The 17,097-nt window shown below is 64.3% G+C and carries 13 protein-coding genes; 1 reads left to right on the top strand and 12 read right to left on the bottom strand.

Annotated features, from left to right (window positions below):
• Positions 1-170: 170 nt before the first annotated feature.
• Positions 171-1,526, top strand: coding sequence for an LLM class flavin-dependent oxidoreductase (locus tag FFS37_RS27595; protein WP_137934143.1), 1,356 nt, complete (start codon positions 171-173; stop codon positions 1,524-1,526).
• 63 nt (positions 1,527-1,589) lie between these two features.
• On the opposite strand, the gene FFS37_RS27590 is transcribed toward FFS37_RS27595, so the two are convergent.
• From FFS37_RS27590 to FFS37_RS27530, 12 genes are all read right to left on the bottom strand, one after another.
• Positions 1,590-3,299, bottom strand: a complete 1,710-nt coding sequence (locus FFS37_RS27590) for an APC family permease (RefSeq protein WP_137934142.1) — start codon at positions 3,297-3,299, stop codon at positions 1,590-1,592.
• A 356-nt stretch (positions 3,300-3,655) separates the two neighbouring features.
• Positions 3,656-6,025 (bottom strand): DUF1989 domain-containing protein, encoded by a 2,370-nt coding sequence (locus tag FFS37_RS27585; RefSeq protein ID WP_137934141.1) that lies wholly within the window; start codon positions 6,023-6,025, stop codon positions 3,656-3,658.
• 258 nt (positions 6,026-6,283) lie between these two features.
• Positions 6,284-6,907: a sarcosine oxidase subunit gamma gene (locus FFS37_RS27580; RefSeq protein WP_137934140.1), complete on the bottom strand. Its 624-nt coding sequence runs from the start codon at positions 6,905-6,907 to the stop codon at positions 6,284-6,286.
• On the bottom strand, positions 6,900-9,881 hold the full coding sequence (locus FFS37_RS27575) for a sarcosine oxidase subunit alpha (RefSeq protein ID WP_137934139.1): 2,982 nt from the start codon (positions 9,879-9,881) through the stop codon (positions 6,900-6,902). The genes FFS37_RS27580 and FFS37_RS27575 overlap by 8 nt, the downstream gene beginning before the upstream one ends.
• A gap of 226 nt (positions 9,882-10,107) precedes the next feature.
• Entirely contained in the window at positions 10,108-10,383 is a 276-nt protein-coding gene (locus FFS37_RS27565) for a sarcosine oxidase subunit delta (protein WP_137934137.1), read from the bottom strand.
• 9 nt (positions 10,384-10,392) lie between these two features.
• Positions 10,393-11,646, bottom strand: coding sequence for a sarcosine oxidase subunit beta family protein (locus FFS37_RS27560; protein ID WP_137934136.1), 1,254 nt, complete (start codon positions 11,644-11,646; stop codon positions 10,393-10,395).
• 36 nt (positions 11,647-11,682) lie between these two features.
• The gene (glnT, locus tag FFS37_RS27555; protein ID WP_137934135.1) at positions 11,683-12,990 is read right to left on the bottom strand and encodes a type III glutamate--ammonia ligase; all 1,308 of its coding nucleotides are present in this window, start codon (positions 12,988-12,990) and stop codon (positions 11,683-11,685) included.
• Between the two features lie 32 nt (positions 12,991-13,022).
• On the bottom strand, positions 13,023-14,354 hold the full coding sequence (locus FFS37_RS27550) for an FMN-binding glutamate synthase family protein (protein ID WP_137934134.1): 1,332 nt from the start codon (positions 14,352-14,354) through the stop codon (positions 13,023-13,025).
• 6 nt (positions 14,355-14,360) lie between these two features.
• Positions 14,361-15,083, bottom strand: a complete 723-nt coding sequence (locus FFS37_RS27545; RefSeq protein WP_137934133.1) for a GltB/FmdC/FwdC-like GXGXG domain-containing protein — start codon at positions 15,081-15,083, stop codon at positions 14,361-14,363.
• A 4-nt stretch (positions 15,084-15,087) separates the two neighbouring features.
• The gene (locus tag FFS37_RS27540; protein WP_137934132.1) at positions 15,088-15,984 is read right to left on the bottom strand and encodes a class II glutamine amidotransferase; all 897 of its coding nucleotides are present in this window, start codon (positions 15,982-15,984) and stop codon (positions 15,088-15,090) included.
• 84 nt (positions 15,985-16,068) lie between these two features.
• Positions 16,069-16,398, bottom strand: a complete 330-nt coding sequence (locus FFS37_RS27535) for a hypothetical protein (RefSeq protein WP_137934131.1) — start codon at positions 16,396-16,398, stop codon at positions 16,069-16,071.
• Positions 16,395-17,084, bottom strand: a complete 690-nt coding sequence (locus FFS37_RS27530; RefSeq protein WP_171026445.1) for a hypothetical protein — start codon at positions 17,082-17,084, stop codon at positions 16,395-16,397. Before FFS37_RS27530 ends, FFS37_RS27535 begins: the two co-directional genes overlap by 4 nt.
• Positions 17,085-17,097: the final 13 nt, after the last annotated feature.

Below are 17,097 nucleotides of genomic sequence, written 5' to 3'. Positions count from 1 at the left end.
ATCCGTCATCGCACCTAGCTGATGACGGATGATCCGGGTGCCGGCCGGCGCTGCATAAATGCTCCCCGGAGGCCATTCTGCAAAACAGAATTCCTTCGCAGGACCGCAAGGCGGTCCCATCCTGAGCGGTACCGGAGCGGCAACGCTCATCCTCATCAGGGTGTCATCCCATGGCAGAAAAACGACAATTGCGGCTCGGCGCCTTCATGCGTCCGGTCAGCCTCCACACCGGCGCTTGGCGCTACCCGGGCGCTTATCCCGACGCCAATTTCAACTTCGCGCATCTGAAGCGCTTCGCGCAGACGCTGGAAGCGGCAAAATTCGATGCCTTCTTCATGGCCGATCACCTGGCCGTGCTCAACATGCCGATCGAGGCGCTGCGGCGCAGCCACACGGTCACGTCGTTCGAGCCTTTCACCCTGCTGTCGGCGCTGGCTGCCGTCACGGACCATATCGGGCTGATAGCCACCGCGTCGACGACCTTCGACGCGCCCTATCACATTGCCCGGCGCTTCGCCTCGCTCGACCACATCAGCGGTGGCCGCGCCGGCTGGAACATCGTGACGACTTCGAATCCCGACGCCGCGCTCAATTTCGGCCTCGACGAGCATGTCGAACACGATGAGCGCTACCGTCGGGCGCGCGAATTCCATGATGTCGTCACCGGCCTGTGGGACAGTTTCGCCGACGACGCTTTCATCCGCGATGCCGCAAGCGGTCTCTACTTCGATCCGGACCGCTTGCATGTCCTGGACCACAAGGGCGAATATCTCTCGGTGCGCGGGCCGCTCAACATTGCCCGCCCGGTGCAAGGTTGGCCGGTCATCGTTCAGGCGGGAGCATCGGAAGCAGGCCGGCAACTGGCGGCCGAGACGGCGGAAGTGATTTTCGCCGCTCATGCCGATCTCGACGCCGGTAGACGCTTCTTCGCCGATGTCAAAGGCCGCGCGGAAAAACTCGGCCGCTCGCGCGACGACATCAAGATCCTGCCTGGCGCCTTCGTCATCGTCGGCGACAGTGTCGAGGAGGCAAGGGCAAAGCGCGCGCGGCTCGACAGTCTTGTTTACTACGAAAGCGGCATCGCCTCCTTATCCATTGCCCTTGGGCACGACGCATCGGGTTTCGATCCGGATGGCCAGCTGCCGGAGATACCGCAGACCAACGCCTCCAGGAGCAGCCGCGAGCGCGTTGTCGAGTTGGCTCGCCAGGAGAGCCTGACCGTGCGCCAGCTTGCGCAGCGGCTGGGCGGCTATTCCGGGCTGGCCTTTGTCGGCACGCCAAAAACCATCGCCGATGAGATGGAGGAATGGTTGGTCGCCGAGGGTTCCGACGGTTTCAACGTCATGTTCCCCTATCTGCCGGCGGGATTGGACGACTTCGTCGAGAAGGTGGTGCCGGAGCTGCAGCGGCGCGGCATCTTCCGGCGGCAATATGAGGGATCGACACTGCGCGAGAATCTGGGCCTGAAGCGGCCGCCGAACCGGTTCTTCAGGGATGGGGAAGCGGACTCACGCAAGGTTGGCTGAAACATTCTGGCGTCAACAGAAAAGGGCGCGCCGAAGCGCGCCCTTTTCACACTGTGCCATCTTTCAGATCACGAAGATCCAGTTGGCGACCAGAACCACGACGACGCCGGCTATCAGTGTCAGGTAGGGCAGCATGCCCGCCTTCCTGACCTTGAGGTCGGCCGAGGTCATGCCGAGGTCGGCCAGCATGTGGTCGGGGAATTTGCCCTTGTCCTGGATGTAGTGGCGGAAGCAGAACACCGGGATGATCAGTGCCGCCGTGATCAGGCCGGCCCACAAGGCCATCGGGTTCCACACCTTGGCGCCAGCGCCCATGAAGATGGCGTTGACATAGGCGAAGATGGCGCCGATCCCCAGCAGCCAGCTTGGCGCCTTCCACGGCCGGTTGATATGGCCGTTGTCGATGCGATGGATCCAGCCCGCGTTGAGGTTGAGGAAGTTGAAGATGATGTAGCCGCAGTTCGACACGGCGAGGATGAAGAAGAAGCTCGTCGCGTCGGCCGAGGCGATGGCCAGCACGATCAGGTTGAAGCAGAGATCGGTCCACATGGCTCGTGTCGGCGCGCCATGTTCGTTGACGTGGCTCAGATAGCGAGGCAGCCAGCCATCGACCGAGCCCTGATAGAGCGTGCGCGACGAACCGGCCATCGCCGTCATGATGCACAGAACCAGCGCCAGGATCATCAGCATGACCAGCAGGCTGTGGATCAGCCTGCCGCCGCCGACCATGCCGGCCAGCGCATCGGCGACGCCCGAGCCGTCGACGATCGGCGTTGCCAGCATGCCGTTCAGGCCAAGCACGCCCTGGAAGGTGAAGGGCACCAGGATGAACAGGAGCATGCAGAGCAGGCCGGAGTAGAAGATCGCCTTGAACGTGTCGGTGCCGGGGTTCTTGAATTCCGATGTGTAACAGACGGCGGTTTCGAAGCCGTAGGTTGACCATGCCGCGATGAACATGCCGCCCAGCGCCAGGGTCCAGCCGGCAATGTTCCAGGAGCCCGGATCAGGCGCGTAGGCGGTGGCGAGCGGCACCAGCGGCGAGAAATTCGCCCAGTCGATCTGGCCGGTGAAGATCGGCACGACGCCTACGATCAGCATCGGAATGATGACCAGCAGGCCGATATATTTCTGCACGCTGGCCGTGCCGAGAATGCCGCGATGCTGGATCGAGAAGATGATCAGCATCAGCACGGCGCCGATGAAGAAGGTGGCGTTGAAGGTGAACGATACCGGACCCAGTGTGTGGCCCCACAGCGACCAGGTGCGGATGGCGGGCGTCGCCGCCGTCGTCACCGCGGCGATGGCGTCGGCGGAAGCAGTGCCCGCATGCGCCGCGATATAGGCGACGACCTCGGGCGAGGTATCCGTGAAGATCGGCACCGGCGCCAGCGCGTTGAGGATGTAGGCGGCGGCGATCGAGCATCCGAGCGACAGCACGGGTGTCCATGCGAACCAGTTGCACCACACCGACAGCGGCGCGATGAACTTCGAATAACGGAGCCAGGCCGTGGCACCGTAGATCGAGGCGCCGCCGGACTTGTTCGGGAACAGGCCGGCGATCTCGGCATAGGTGAAGGATTGCAGGAAACCCATGATCATGGACACCGTCCAGATCAGGAAGGCCAGCTTTCCCGTCGTGCCGGCGATGCCGCCGATCGAGAACAGGACCAGTGCCGGAACGCCGCTTGCCACCCAGAAGGCGCCGCGCCAGTCGATATGCCTGAGCAGCTTGCTTTCGGCAGGCTGCTCGAGGGCCGTGCTTATGGTGCTCATGTCGGTGATTTCCCCTTTTTTCGATGTTCCCCGCCAGCGATGTCCCGACTGCGCGAGACTTGCTCCCCGGCAAAAATCGTCACGGCTGGTGTTTCCACTCAGTCGTATTTTTTTCTTAAGAGTGAAGATCGATCCGGCGCGCTTTCACGTCAAGCGTTTTGTGAAACGGTGCACATCACGCTTGCGAGTGCGCTCTTCCCTTCTCCCCTTGCGGAAGAAGGTGGCCTCGCGAAGCGAGGTCGGATGAGGGGTGTTCCAGGGAACGTAAACGTCTCACTCCGCTGGAACAGCCCTCAACCGTCTCGGCGCTGCGCGCCGATCCACCCCGCAAGGGGAGGAGGCAAGGGCTGCAGCACTCAGGAACGCGGCCGGGTCTTCTGCGGGTCGTAGTGGGCGAAGGCGACGACCCGCGCCGGCAGTCGCTTGGCATGGCCATCCAGCTTGCCGATCTCGACCTCGGTGCCGATGGCGGCATGGGTGACGTCCAGCCTCGCCAATGCGATGTTCTTGTTCAGCACGGGCGAGCGCATGCCAGACGTGACGACGCCGATCTGGGCGCGCCCGACATGGACGCAATCGCCATGGCCGACGGCGACATTGCTGTCGATGTCGAGGCCGACAAGCTTGGTCTGCGGATGGTCCTTGCGCCGGATCAGCGCCTCGCGGCCGATAAAATCGTCGGTCTTGGTCTTCAGCGGGACAGTGAAGCCGATGCCGGCTTCGAACGGGTCGGTCTGGTCGGAAAACTCGTAACCGGCGAAGATCAGCCCGGCCTCGATGCGCACCATGTCGAGCGCCTGCAGCCCCATCGGCTTCAGCCCGTGCGGCTGGCCGGCCTCCCAGATCGCGTCGAAGACCTTTTCGGCGTCGCGCGGATGGCACCAGATCTCGTAGCCGAGTTCGCCCGTATAGCCGGTGCGCGAGACGACCACTGGGATGCCGTTGCCGCCGCCGATGCGCGCCACGGCGAAGCGGAACCATTCGAGTTCCTCGATCGATGGCTGCAGCGGCGAGGTCCAGATGACCTCCTTCAGGATATCGCGGCTCTTCGGCCCCTGCACGGCGATATTGTGCATCTGGTCGGTCGAGGAACGAACGAGTACGTTGAGGCCGAGTTTTTTCGCCGTCTCGCGCAGCCATTCGCCGGAAAGATCGTCGCCGCCCACCCAGCGGAAATTGTCCTTGCCGAGCCTGAGCAGCGTGCCGTCGTCGATCATGCCGCCATGCTCGTAGCACATGGCGGAATAGACGACCTGGCCGACGCCGAGCTTCTTGATGTCACGCGTCAGCGTGTATTGCAGCAGGGCTTCCGAATCCGGGCCGGTCACCTCGAATTTGCGCAACGGCGACAGGTCCATGATCACCGCGTCCTGGCGGCAGGCCCAGTACTCGGCGATAGGTCCTTCCTTGGCGAAGGAATTGGCGAGCCAATAGCCGCGGTATTCGACGAAGTTGCGCGTATGCTTGGCGAAGCTCTGGTGAAAGGCGGTCTCGCGGGTCATTTTCGGTTCCGAATCGGGCGTCATGCGTCTGGCGATCGCTCGCGAGAATTTGTGCTGGCCGGAATAGGTCCGCACGTGGATGTCGGTGAGGTCCCAGCCATTGGCCGGCGTCGTGTCGTCGGGGCAGGCGGAGGAGACACAGACGATGTCGGTCAGCGCCCTCAGCAGCACATAGTCGCCGGCACGCGACCAGGGCTCGTCCGAGACCATCACGCCATGCGCGTCGATTGCCGTGTTGAAGAAGAAGTTGATCGCCATCCAGCCGGCGCGGGGATTGACGCCCTTGTCGGAGAGCGCCTTGTTGAAGTTCTCCGAGCAGTTGGTGTGACCGGGATAGCCGATGTCGTCGTAATATTTGGCGGCACAAGCCAGCGCGAAGGCGTCGTGCCGGCCGCATGTGTCCTGCACCACCTCGACCAGTGGTTCCATGTCCTGGTCGTAGTATTTCGAATGCAGGCCGGGCATGGGATAGCTTGAGCCCATCAGCGTGCGCGTCGTCGTCACGTCGAGCGGATGATCGAGACCCTTGTCCAGCTTGCGCGCCGAGAAGCACTGGAAGTCTGTGCACTGGCGGCCGTCGACGTCGATGATCTGCAGGTAGTCTCCGGCCTTGACGAAATAGGACTCCGCCGTCGCCGAATGGACACGCAGGTCGAGCACGGGATCGGCGAGCGGATCGGCAAGCTGGCCTCTGGTCTTCAGCCGGATCGTGGTCCGGCGCACCAGGACGGTAAGCGGTGTCGCGGTGTTGTGGCCGTCGACCAGCATCGGTCCGCCGGGCGCGGCGATCAGCAGCGTGCCGTTGCGCTGCACCGAAAAACTCTGCTCTGTGCCGGCGGGCGTGGCGCCACCGAACACGCGAACAGCCTTCGGCTGGTCGAGTTGGACCTGTCGTCGTTGCAGGTTGAGGCGTAGTGCCGAAAGGCTGTCGTCGCCTTCAGCGAGCAGCGCCTTGATGCCGGCGGCGTTGCTGTTTTCCCGCTCGCCGAAAATGCTTGGATCGCTGACGCCGGATTTGTCCCAGGCCAGCAACTCGCAAGGCTGGCCGCCCTCGACATTGCTGACGCTGACCGTATCGCCGGGCTCGATGTCGATCAGCACCGCGCCGTTGCCTTGCACGGCGTAGCGCTCGATGCCCGGTGGCAGACTGATCTGGCCTGGCCGCAGGATCAGGCTCGGCCGCGGTGGGCCGGACAGGACGGCAGGGTAGGGCGACTGGCTCATCTCAACCCTCCTCCAAGCGAGAAACAAGTTTGCCTGTGTGTAAAATTATTTTCGCTGAGAGAATAGCAGGGCGATGGCGTTTGGCAAGCACTAGCTCCCCCTTCTCCCCTTGTGGGAGAAGGTGTCGCCGAAGGCGACGGATGAGGGGTGCTCCAGCGTAGTGAGACGTTGGCGTTCCCTGGAGCACCCCTCATCCGTCTCGGCGCTGACGCGCCGATCCACCTTCTCCCACAGGGGGAGAAGGAAACGGGCGCAGCGCTACGCCAGCTCCTCGGAATGCCCGATCGTTACGCCATATTCCGCAGCCGAGTCCAATATCGTGTGCCACAGGCTCTCCGCGAATGTCGCGAACACCAGGAGATTGAACACGGCCTGTCCGTTGCGATCGCTCCCACGCCAAAGCGTGACGCTCGTGTGATCCATCGAGGTTGTAGCGACCGCACCTACGTCGAACGAGTCGGGGTGCAAGTCGATCGAGGAAACCTTGGCGAGCATCGCCCGTGCTTTGTCTCCAGAAACACTGATCAGCACCCGCGCATGCGATTGGTCGGACAGCGAAGCCGGTCCGGCAAAGACGGGTGCCAGCGCCGCCATCGTGTGCTTGCCGCCTTTCGACAGGACAAAGAACTGATCCGGCCCGGACCAGATCAGCGTCGCATCGGCCGTGCTGACTGCCCTCGGCGTTCCAGGCGCGACGACACCGAAGCTTGCCTTCGCCGCCGCGCTCATCTCGCCTGCTTGGCCACGTCGCGCCATGACCTGCACCAGGTCGAAATTGCGTATCTCGGTCAGGGACACGCCGGCGTCGCCTTGCGCGCCATGGCGGCCGGCGACCAGCACACGTTCCAGAGGGCTGCGGACGTCCCAGGAAAACTCAACCACGCTGGCGCCCTCCATCCGGATCGTAGAAGACGGGATTGCAGAGTTCGACGTCATAATCTTCGCCGCGGATCGGATCGTGCGCGTGCACGATTTCGCCGATGCGTTCGCGGCCGCGTTCGACAAGCGCGAGCCCGATCCATTGCTCCAGCGTCGGCGAGAAGCAGACCGAGGTGACATAACCCTGGTCGTTATCTGGGCCGGGGATCTCGCCCTTCGGGATGATGTGCGCGCCGGACCGCAGACGCCGCGTCTTGTCCGTCGGCTTGATGCCGACCACCACCTGCCGATCCGCTGCGACGAGCGCCTCGCGGCCGGCCATGACCCGGCCGATGAAATCCTTCTTGGTCGACATCATCTTGCCGAGGCCGAGATCGGCGGCTGTCGTCGTGCCGCTCAGTTCAGGCCCCGCGATATGACCCTTCTCGATGCGCATGACGCCGAGCGCCTCGGTGCCGTAAGGCGTCACGCCGAACGGCTTGCCGGCGATCATCAGATTGCGCGCCATGGCCTCGCCGTGACGTGCCGGTACGGAGATCTCGAACGCCATCTCGCCGGAGAAGGAGATGCGGAACAGCCGCGCCTTGATGCCACCGCGCAGCCTGACCTCGCGTGCGCCCATGAAGGGAAAACCCTCATTGGACAGGTCCTCGGCCGGGTCGACGAGCTCCTTCAGCAGGTCGCGTGTCTTGGGGCCGGCAATGGAAAACTGCGCCCATTGATCCGAGACCGATGTCAGTTGCACGTCGAGTTTCGGAAACAGCACCTGGCGGCAGAATTCGAGATGCTGCATCACCGGCCCGGCCTTGGCGGTGGTTGTGGTCAGGAAGTAATGATCCTCGGCCAGGCGCGAGGTCGTGCCGTCATCATAGACGATGCCGTCCTCGCGCAGCATCAGCCCGTATCGCGCCTTGCCGACGGCGAGGTTGGAGAAGGTGTTGATGTAGACGCGGTCGAGGAAGGCTCCGGCATCGGGGCCATGCACGTCGATCTTGCCGAGCGTCGAGACATCGCAGAAGCCGACGCCGCCGCGCACCGCCTTGACCTCGCGGGTCACCGATTCCAGCCAGTCCTTTTCGCCGGCGCGCGGATACCATTGCGCGCGTTTCCAGAGGCCTGTGTCGACGAACACCGCGCCTTGTTCCGCCGCCCAATGATGCGACGGTGTCAGCCGCGTCGCATGGAATGTCTCGTCGCGGTGATGGCCGGCGAAGGCGCCGATGGCGACCGGCACGTAAGGCGGGCGATAGATCGTCGTGCCGGTCTCCGGGATGGACTTGCCGGTGACGGCGGCCATGATGGCGAGGCCGGCGACATTGGATGTCTTGCCCTGGTCGGTCGCCATGCCGAGCGTGGTGTAGCGCTTCAGATGCTCGACCGACTGGAAACCTTCGCGCTGCGCCAGCTCGACGTCCGACGCGGTCACGTCGTGCTGCTGATCGACGAAGGCCTTGCCCTTGCCGGATACATGCCAGAGCGGCGTGAGCGCAAACGCCTCGTCATCGGCCACCGGCAGCGAACCGACGCCGCGGCCGCGCCCGGCATCGCGCGCGGCGGCGGCACCGGCTTCAAAACCTTCGCGCAGGCACGCGCCAAGACCGAAGGCGCCATTGGCGGCGCCCGCCGCCACCATTCCCGGCGGCGCGCCATCCGGCACGAAGGCGGCGATGTCGTCACGCCATTTCGGCCGGCCGCGATGGTAGGAGGTGAGCCCGACCGTCGGGTTCCAGCCACCGGAGACGGCGAGCCCATCGGCCTCGACCTCGGCGCGGGCGCCACCGGTGAGCGACACCGAAATCTTGCGCACGCCGTCCTTGCCACCGTCAACGCCGCTGACGGCGCCGTGCAGCACGGTGAAGCCGTTCTTGGAGGCCAGTGAACGATGGGCCGGCGATACATCGGGCCGAGCGTCGATCACCGCGGCGATCTGCAGTCCAGCGGCAAGTGCCGCTTCGACCGTGCGCCAGCCATCCTCATTGTTGGTGAACAAGGCGACGCGCTTTGCCGGCGTCGCCGCATAGCGCTTGACATAGGTCCGCATCGCGGAAGCCATCATCACGCCGGGCGTGTCGTTGCCGGCAAAGACGATCGGCCGCTCGATGGAACCGGCGGCGACCACGCAGCGCTTGGCCACGATCCGCCACAGACGCTGCCGCACCTCATGTTCGGGCGGCGAGGGCACATGATCGTTGACGCGCTCGATCGCGCCATAGGTGCCCCCGTCATAGACGCCGAACAGCGTCGTGCGCGTCATGATGCGCACATCCGGCATTGCCCCCAGTTCGGCCAGCGTGCGCGACAGCCATTCGGCCGCGGGCAGTCCCTCGATCGTGCCGCCATCGGCGAGCAAGCGGCCGCCGGGCGCGAAATCCTCTTCGCACAAAATGACGCGCGCGCCGCTGCGGCCGGCTGCGAGGGCCGCGGCCAGGCCGGCCGGACCGGAACCCGCGATCACCACGTCGCAATGCGCCCACGCCTTGTCGTAATGGTCGGGGTCGGCGATATTGGCGGCGCGGCCGAGACCGGCGGCACGACGGATCGCCGGCTCGTAAACCGCTTCCCAGAATTTCGCCGGCCACATGAAGGTCTTGTAGTAGAAGCCGGCGACGAAGATCGGCGCGAACAGCTGGTTGACCGACATGACGTCGAAGGCGAGCGACGGCCAGCGGTTCTGGCTGGCAGCCTCCAGCCCGTCATAGAGTTCGGTTGTCGTCGCCCTGGTGTTGGGCTCGCGGCGCGCGCCGCTGCGCAATTCGACCAGCGCATTGGGTTCTTCCGAACCCGCCGTCAGGATGCCGCGCGGGCGGTGATACTTGAACGAGCGGCCGACGAGCTTGACGCCGTTGGCGACAAGCGCGGAGGCCAGCGTGTCGCCCTTGAAACCGGAAAGGCTCTTGCCGTCGAAGCGGAAAGTGAGCGGCGCCGTGCGGTCGATGAGGCCGCCGGCCGCGAGGCGATGCGATTGGCTGGAGCTCACGATGCCTGGCCCTCATGCGGAAAAGTCGCGCTGCCCCTCATCGCCCTGCCGGGCACTTCTCCCCGTATAGTGACGGGGAGAAGGACGCTCTCGCCCACGATTTCGCCAATCACCAACGTTGCAGAAGGGGCGGCGGCGCTGCGGCCAGCGCCCCTCTTCCCGTCTCTATACGGGGATAGGGTGCCGGCAGGCAGGTGAGGGGCAGCGCTGACGTGGACAAAATAGCTCATTTCGCCACCTGTCTCGCCCCGGCGCCCGCCGCCGGCTCAACGGAAGAAATCTCATGCGTCAGCGTGTTGCGGGTGACCTTCAGCCAGGAGCGGCAGCCGCCGCCGTGATACCAGTTCTCGTCCATTACACCGGCGATGTTGTCGCGCAGATAGACATAATCGTAGACGGCGTCCTCGCCGGCATCCGCCGCGGGGCGCTGCGGCTTGGCGTCGCCGAGATAGGTGAACTCGCCGAGTTCGCGTTCGCCGCAGAAGGGACAGGTGATGCGCATAGACTGCCCTCAGTGCAGGTTCGGTTGGGCGCCCTGGCCCTTTTCGTCGATCATGGCGCCGCGCTGGAAACGGTCGAGGCGGAAGAGTGCGGCCTCCTTGTGCGATTGGTCGCGGGCGATCAGGTGGGCGAAGACAAAGCCCGAGCCGGGCGTCGCCTTGAAGCCGCCATAGCACCAGCCGGCGTTGAGGTAGAGGCCGTCGACCGGGCTCTTGTCGATAATCGGCGAGCCGTCCATCGACATATCCATGATGCCGCCCCATTGGCGCAGCAGCCGCACACGGCCGATCATCGGGATCAGCGCCATGCCGCCCTCGCAGACGTCCTCCATCACAGGAAGGTTGCCGCGCTGGGCGTAGGAATTGTAGCCGTCTATGTCCCCGCCGAAGACGAGCCCGCCCTTGTCGGACTGGCTGACATAGAAATGACCGGCGCCGAAGGTCATGACGTTGGGGATCAGCGGCTTGATCGCCTCGGAGACGAAGGCCTGCAGGACATGGCTTTCGATCGGCAGGCGCAGCCCGGCCATCGCGGCGACGCGCGAGGACGAGCCCGCCACCGCCATGCCGACCTTGCCGGCACCGATCTTCCCGCGTGAGGTTTCGACACCTGTCACCTTGCCATTGGCATCCCGCACGAAGCCCGTGACCTCGCAGTTCTGGATGATGTCGACGCCGAGCGCGCTCGCAGCGTGCGCATAGCCCCAGACCACGGCGTCATGCCGCGCCGTGCCGCCGCGCCGCTGCAACAGCCCGCCCTGCACGGGGAAACGGGCATTGTCGAAATTCAGGAACGGCATCATCTTCTTGACTGCTGCGAGATCGAGCAGCTCGGCGTCGATGCCGTTGATGCGCATCGTGTTGCCGCGCCGCGCATAGGCGTCGCGCTGCGCGTCGGAATGGTAGAGGTTGATGACGCCGCGCTGGCTGACCATAGCGTTGTAGTTCAGGTCCTGCTCCATCCTCTCCCACAGCTTCATCGACAGTTCGTAAAAGCCGGTATTGCCGGGCAGGCCGTAATTGGAGCGGATGATGGTGGTGTTGCGGCCGGCATTGCCGGAACCGATCCAGCCTTTCTCCAGGACGGCTACATTCCTGATGCCGAATTCGCTGGCGAGGAACCAGGCGGTGGCGAGCCCATGGCCGCCGCCGCCGATGATCACCACGTCGTAGCGATCCTTGGGGGCTGCGTCCCGCCAGGTGGGCTGCCAGGTCTTGTGGCCGGAAAGGGCGGCGCGGGCGAGCGAGAAGATCGAATATTTCATCAGGTCATTCCGAGATCGCTCGCACCGCTACGAGAACTAAATGTCCAGCGTGTGGTCGCGCTCCCATTGCGTGAAGTGCGAAGCATAGGAATTCCATTCCTGGTGCTTCAGCTTTAGGTAAGCCGACGAGAATTCCTCACCCAGCGCCGCCTTGAGCGATTTGTCTTTGTCGAACTCGCGCAGCGCGTCGAGCAGGTTGAGTGGCAGCTTCGGTGCGCCCTTCACCGTGTGCCCGTGCTGGTACATGTCGATGTCGTAGCGCTTGCCGGGATCGGCTTTGGAGCGAATGCCGTCGAGGCCGGCGGCGATGATCACCGCCTGCAACAGATAGGGGTTGGCGGCACCGTCGGGCAGGCGCAGCTCGAAGCGGCCGGGACCAGGCACGCGCACCATGTGGGTGCGGTTGTTGCCGGTCCAGGTCACGGTGTTCGGCGCCCAGGTCGCGCCCGAAATGGTGCGCGGCGCGTTGATGCGCTTGTAGGAATTGACCGTTGGGTTGGTGATCGCGGCCAGCGCCGAGGCATGCTTCATGATGCCGCCGAGGAAATTCTTGCCCTTGGCCGACAGTCCGAGCTCCATCGAATTGTCGGCGAAGACATTGGTCTTGCCTGATTTGTCCCAAACCGAGATGTGGGCATGGCAGCCATTGCCCGTCAGGCCCTGGAAGGGCTTGGGCATGAAGGTGGCGCGCAGGCCGTGCTTCTCGGCGATCGACTTGACCATGAACTTGAAGAAGGAGTGTTTGTCGGCGGTCGCCAGCACGTCGTCGAAGGCCCAGTTCATCTCGAACTGGCCGTTGGCGTCCTCATGGTCGTTCTGGTACGCGCCCCAGCCCAGCGCCAGCATGTGGTCGCAGATCTCGGCGATGACATCGTAGCGGCGCATCACCGCCTGCTGGTCGTAGCAAGGTTTCGATGCGGTATCGTATTCGTCGGAGATCGCCTTGCCGTCCGGCGTGATCAGGAAGAACTCGGCCTCGACGCCGGTCTTGACGTGCATGCCGTCACTGGCCGCCTCCGCGATCAGCCGCTTCAGCGTGTTGCGCGGCGCCTGGTCGACCTCCTTGTCGTCCATGATGCAGTTGGCGGCGACCCAGGCGACGTCGGGCTTCCATGGCAGTTGGATGACCGAATCCGGATCGGGGACCGCCAGCATGTCCGGATGGGCTGGTGTGAGATCGAGCCAGGTGGCGAACCCGGCAAAGCCGGCGCCATCCTTCTGCATGTCGGCGATCGCTTGCGCCGGTACCAGCTTGGCGCGCTGGCCACTGAACAGGTCAGTGTAGGAAATCATGAAATACTTGACGCCGTTCTTTTTGGCGAAAGCGGCGAGATCGTTCCCCATTATAGTTCCTCGCTTATTGGCATGCTGAAGGCTTAGAAGGTGTTGTTTTTCCCCGGTATCCAGTTGGTGCCGGCCAGCGGAACGCCGGCCATGGCGGCTGCCTCGATCGTCAATGCGACGAGGTCCTCGGGTTCGAGATTGTGCAGGCTGTTTTTGCCGCAGGCCCGCGCGATCGTCTGCGCCTCCAGCGTCATCACCTTGAGATAGTTCGCCAGCCGTCGCCCTGCCGCGATCGGATCGACCCGCTTCATCAGGTCGGGATCCTGGGTGGTGATGCCGGCTGGATCCTTTCCTTCGTGCCAGTCGTCGTAGGCGCCGGCCGTGGTGCCGAGTTCGTTGTATTCCGCCTCCCAGCGGGGATCGTTGTCGCCGAGCGCGACCAGGGCGGCCGTGCCGATCGACACCGCATCGACGCCGAGCGCCAGCGCCTTGGCGACATCGGCGCCGTTGCGGATGCCGCCGGAGACGATCAGCTGCACCTTGCGGTGCATGCCGAGATCCTGCAGCGCCTGAACCGCCGGCCTGATGCAGGCAAGCGTCGGCTGGCCGACATTCTCGATGAACACTTCCTGGGTGGCGGCCGTGCCGCCCTGCATGCCGTCGACGACGACGACATCGGCGCCGGCCTTCACGGCAAGGGCTGTGTCGTAATAGGGGCGGGCGCCGCCGACCTTGACATAGATCGGCTTTTCCCAATCGGTGATTTCGCGCAGTTCCAGAATCTTGATCTCGAGATCGTCGGGACCGGTCCAGTCCGGATGGCGCGAGGCCGAACGCTGGTCGATGCCCTTGGGCAGCGTGCGCATCTCGGCGACGCGGTCGGAGATCTTCTGGCCGAGCAGCATGCCGCCGCCGCCCGGCTTGGCGCCCTGGCCGACGACCACCTCGATTGCATCGGCGCGGCGCAGGTCACGCAGGTTCATGCCGTAGCGCGACGGCAGATACTGGTAGACGAGCTGCTTGGAGTGGCCGCGCTCTTCCTCGGTCATGCCGCCGTCGCCGGTCGTGGTCGAGGTGCCCGACAGCGTCGCGCCGCGTCCGAGAGCTTCCTTGGCGGGACCGGAGAGCGAGCCGAAGCTCATGCCGGCGATGGTGATCGGGATTTTCAATTCGATCGGTTTCTTGGCATGGCGCGAACCGAGCACCACTGACGTGTCGCAGCGCTCGCGGTAGCCTTCGAGCGGATAGCGCGAGATCGAGGCGCCAAGGAACAGCAGGTCGTCGAAATGCGGCAGCTTGCGCTTGGCGCCGGCGCCGCGGATATCGTAGATGCCGGTCGCAGCGGCGCGGCGGATTTCGGAGAGCGTGTAGTCGTCGAAAGTCGCGGATTTACGCGGCGTCGTCGGCGGGTTGCGATAGGTCATGCTGCCTCAATACGCGTCGGCGTTGTCGATATTGAAATTGTAGAGGGTGCGCGCCGAGCCGTAGCGCTTGAACTCCGACGGCTTGACGTCCTTCACGCCGGCACGATCGAGCAGGCCCTGGAGCAATTCGAGATGCTCGGGCCGCATCTCCTTCGCAATGCAGTCGGCGCCGAGGCTGTCGACCTTGCCGCGCACGAACAGCCGCGCCTCGTAGATGGAATCGCCCAGCGCATCGCCGGCATCGCCCAGCACCACGAGGTTGCCGGACTGCGCCATGAAGGCCGACATGTGGCCGATATTGCCGTGCACCACGATATCGATGCCCTTCATCGAGATGCCGCAGCGCGACGAGGCGTTGCCCTCGATGACCAGCAGGCCGCCCTTGCCGGTGGCACCGGCATACTGGCTGGCGTCGCCCTTCACTGTTATCGAGCCCGACATCATGTTCTCGCCGACGCCGGGGCCGGCCGAGCCATGCACCGTGATGGCGCTGCCCGAGTTCATGCCGCCGCAATAATAGCCGACGCTGCCGCGCACATCGATGCTCACGGGCTGGTCGACACCGACGGCGACCGAATGGTTGCCCTTCGGGTTCAGCACTTCCCATGCGGTCTCGTTCGAACCGGGGGCCAGCTTGTGGAGCGCCTGGTTGAGTTCACGCAACGATTGAACGTCGAGGTCGAAGACGCGCGCGTGGCTTTCGCGCGTTGCCTTGGAGGTTGCCGGCATGAACTCAATGCTCCCAGAAATATACTGTTGCGGGCTCCGGCTCCCAGACCCTCGCATTGTCGATGCCGGGCAGTTTGGTCAGCGCGCGATACTCCGAGCCGAAGGCGACGTACTGGTCGGTCTCGGCCATGACGGCCGGCTTGCAGGCGATCGGGTCGCGCACCACGCCAAAGCCGTTCTTGGTGCCGACGACGAAAGTGAAGAAGCCGTCGAGGTCCGACAGCGTGCCTTCCAGCGCCTCGCCGAGATTCTTGCCGTGCGCCATCTGCGAGGACAGGTAGGCGGCCGCCACTTCGGTATCGTTCTCGGTCTCGAATTTCATACCCTCGCGGATCAGCTCGCGCCGCACATTGTTGTGGTTCGACAGCGAGCCATTATGCACCAGGCACTGGTCGGCGCCGGTCGAGAACGGATGCGCGCCCATCGTCGTCACCGCCGATTCGGTTGCCATACGGGTGTGGCCGATGCCATGCGTGCCGGTCATCTTGCGCAGGTCGAAGCGATCGACGACCGCTTCGGGCAAACCGACTTCCTTGTAGATCTCGACCGCCTCGCCGGCGCCCATGATGCGGACATCGGGCCTCAGCGACTGGAGCGCTTCGCGCGCCTCGTCGACCTTGTCAGGCGTGGTCCTGACCACCGCATGGGTCGACTTGACCGCGATGCTCACCGGTGCACCGACGGCCTTGGCGAGTTCGGCGTCCAGCCCGCGGAAATCGCGCTCCGGCTTCGCCGACTGAATGGTGATCTTGGCCTCGTTCCGGGATGGCGAGCCGTAGATGGCGATGCCGGCACTGTCGGGACCTCGGTCGCTGAGCGACACCAGCATCTCCGACAGCATGGCGCCAAGCTTCGGCTCCAGCGTCTTGTCCTTGAGGAAAAGTCCAACGATTCCGCACATGTCAGCCTCCCGACGTTTGTGACTAGAGATGATGTACCGAATGAGCCCTTTGAATTCAATGGTATGAAAAAAATTTTCCTCTGGTTACGTATGCGGCTCAATGCCGCTCTGCGCATCGTCACCCTGTCGCCTGGCATTATGAACCCATTTGGCGGTACGGATACGGGCGATCTTGTAGGCGTCCAGGATCGACAGCGCATAGATCAGGAAACCGCCGGCGTGACGGCCGACGAAGCTGGCATCCGGCGGCGAGATTCTGGCCGTCACCCAGGCCAGGATGACGATGAAGAAAAGGAATTGCAGGCCGCGCGTCGGCACGCCCAGCATGACGTGGCCGCTGCCGGGCAGCAGGATCGCCGCGCCCAGGATAAGGTAGGGGCTTGCGGGCGCGGGCGAGGTGGTTGAGCCGATCATGCTGCCTGCCGTTCATTGCGGTTGATGGCGTCGCGAAGATCGCGGAGGGACGTGAGCAGCCGGGCGATCAATGCCGGATCGATGGCGCCGGTTCCGAATGCGGCCTGCCTGAACACGCCGTAGCGTGCCCGTTCGGCTTCGGCGAGAAGCCAGACGATCCGGACGCCCTTGGGCGTGATCAGCAACTCCTTGGCGCGGCCATCGGAAAAGAGCTCCAGATGGTCGGCGATGAGGCCTTGTGGAAAGCGCGCGCCCCTGAGGTCTGTCCGCAGCACGGCCTCGGCGGGAAAGCCGGGCGCCTTGGGCAGTGTGTGTTCGAGATGGTCGAAATTGGAGAATGTCGTCGGCGAGCCCGGCCGCATCATCATGTCGAATGTGGCCGGCACGGCGACCTTCTCCATCATCGAAACGCTGAGCCAGCGCGCCGGGAGTTTTCTCGTCGCCAGCGTGTCGACGATGGTGCGTAGCTGGACGCGACGGCCGTTCCACGTCCCTTCCCAGGTGATGACACCGGCAGTGTCGTCGGAAACATTGGTTGCGTCGGCAATGATGGAGCGGATGCCGGCCTCGTCCGCGGCAAGCGCTGCCGAAACCCTGCCGCGGCTGCGGCGCGCCAGCCACGCAAGGTGAAGGATGACGGCCAGGGCAATCGCGCCGGCAAACAGAGCTGATGTCACCTCGGACATTTCTTATGCCAGG

Origin of the sequence: Mesorhizobium comanense (genome assembly GCF_005503535.1) — a bacterium.
Taxonomy (GTDB): domain Bacteria; phylum Pseudomonadota; class Alphaproteobacteria; order Rhizobiales; family Rhizobiaceae; genus Mesorhizobium; species Mesorhizobium comanense.
This window is presented reverse-complemented; position numbering and strand designations above follow the sequence as displayed.

Coding starts and splice junctions, on each gene's coding strand:
- FFS37_RS27585 (WP_137934141.1), bottom strand. CDS start 6,025: ATGAGCCAGTCGCCCTACCCTGCCGTCCTGTCCGGCCCACCGCGGCCG.
- FFS37_RS27565 (WP_137934137.1), bottom strand. CDS start 10,383: ATGCGCATCACCTGTCCCTTCTGCGGCGAACGCGAACTCGGCGAGTTC.
- glnT (WP_137934135.1), bottom strand. CDS start 12,990: ATGGGGAACGATCTCGCCGCTTTCGCCAAAAAGAACGGCGTCAAGTAT.
- FFS37_RS27540 (WP_137934132.1), bottom strand. CDS start 15,984: ATGTGCGGAATCGTTGGACTTTTCCTCAAGGACAAGACGCTGGAGCCG.
- FFS37_RS27595 (WP_137934143.1), top strand. CDS start 171: ATGGCAGAAAAACGACAATTGCGGCTCGGCGCCTTCATGCGTCCGGTC.
- FFS37_RS27590 (WP_137934142.1), bottom strand. CDS start 3,299: ATGAGCACCATAAGCACGGCCCTCGAGCAGCCTGCCGAAAGCAAGCTG.
- FFS37_RS27535 (WP_137934131.1), bottom strand. CDS start 16,398: ATGATCGGCTCAACCACCTCGCCCGCGCCCGCAAGCCCCTACCTTATC.
- FFS37_RS27560 (WP_137934136.1), bottom strand. CDS start 11,646: ATGAAATATTCGATCTTCTCGCTCGCCCGCGCCGCCCTTTCCGGCCAC.
- FFS37_RS27545 (WP_137934133.1), bottom strand. CDS start 15,083: ATGCCGGCAACCTCCAAGGCAACGCGCGAAAGCCACGCGCGCGTCTTC.
- FFS37_RS27550 (WP_137934134.1), bottom strand. CDS start 14,354: ATGACCTATCGCAACCCGCCGACGACGCCGCGTAAATCCGCGACTTTC.
- FFS37_RS27530 (WP_171026445.1), bottom strand. CDS start 17,084: ATGTCCGAGGTGACATCAGCTCTGTTTGCCGGCGCGATTGCCCTGGCC.